General features: G+C 76.2%; 1 protein-coding gene. It reads left to right on the plus strand.

Features of this window, described 5'->3' with window-relative positions; all coding sequences use genetic code 11:
- A partial coding sequence (locus UWG_RS30865; RefSeq protein ID WP_033196332.1) for a type I polyketide synthase occupies nucleotides 1-1,239 on the plus strand: 1,239 nt, incomplete at both ends.

Here is a 1,239-nt window from a genome sequence, read left to right on the forward strand (position 1 = left end):
CCGACGCGGCGCAACTGAGCGCCGCGCTCGGACGCTTCGCCGCGGGCGACGACGGCGGCGTGCTGCTCGGCACCCCCGGCTCGGAGAGCCGGCTGCGGCCGTCGGAACCCCAACCGGTCGGCGAGGCGGCCGGCGCCGCGGCCCTGGAAGCCCTCGCACGGCGCTGGTTGGCGGGCACGGAGTTCGACTGGGACGCGCTCTACCCCTCCCGGCCGGCGCCGATCTCGCTCCCCTCCTACCCGTTCGCGCGCGAGCACTGCTGGCTGCCGGGGGCGCACGTCCCCGCCCGGCAGGCGCCTCCGGCCGCCGCGCCCGCCCCGCCCGCGCCGACCGCCTACGCCGAGACGGCAGACGACCGGGAGGCGCCGGACGCCGCGGACCCGTCCCGCGTCGAGGAGCGGGTGCTGAGCCTGCTCTCCGACCTCACCGGCTACCCGCCGGCCGAACTCGATCCCCGACTCAGCTTCCACGCGCACGGGTTGGACTCCCTCAGCCTCATCCGCCTCGCCGACCGGCTGAACGCCGCGTACGGACTGTCGCTCACCCCCGACACGTTCCTCGACGCGACGACCCCGGCCGCACTCTCCGCCTTCCTGTGCCGGGAGCACGGGGACGAACTGCGCCGGACGGCCGAGCACGGGACGGACCGCGACCGGGAGCCGGCCTCCGGGCCGCAACCGCCGGCCGGTCCCGAACCGAGCCCCGGCCGCCACCCGGCGGCCGAGAGGGAAGCGCGGGCCGCCGCGGCGCCCTCACCCTCGCCGGGCTCCGACCCCGTGGTGGTCGTCGGCATGGCGGGCGTCATGCCCGACTCCCCCGACCTGGTCGCTTTTTGGTCGAACCTGGAGAGCGGCGGCGACCTCGTCTCCGAAGTCCCGGCCGACCGTTGGGACTGGCGCGCCGCGTACGGCGACCCTTCCGAGTCGCCCGACCGCAGCCGCGTCCACCGCGGCGGCTTCATGCCGGGCGTCGACGGCTTCGATCCGCTCTTCTTCGGCATCTCGCCCCGCGAGGCCGCATGGATGGACCCCCGGCAGCGGCTGCTGCTGCGCACCGTGTGGAGCGCGATCGAGGACGCGGGGATCGACCCGGGCGAGCTCGCCGGCACGCGCACCGGCCTGTTCGTGGGCGCGGGCGCCGCCGAGTACGCGGATCTGATCCGGCGTTCCGGCGTGCCTGTCGACGCCTACGCCTCGACAGGGCTCACCCCCTCGATGCTGGTGAACCGCATCTCCTACC

It is taken from the genome of Streptomyces xiaopingdaonensis (assembly GCF_000262345.1).
GTDB lineage: Bacteria > Actinomycetota > Actinomycetes > Streptomycetales > Streptomycetaceae > Streptomyces > Streptomyces xiaopingdaonensis.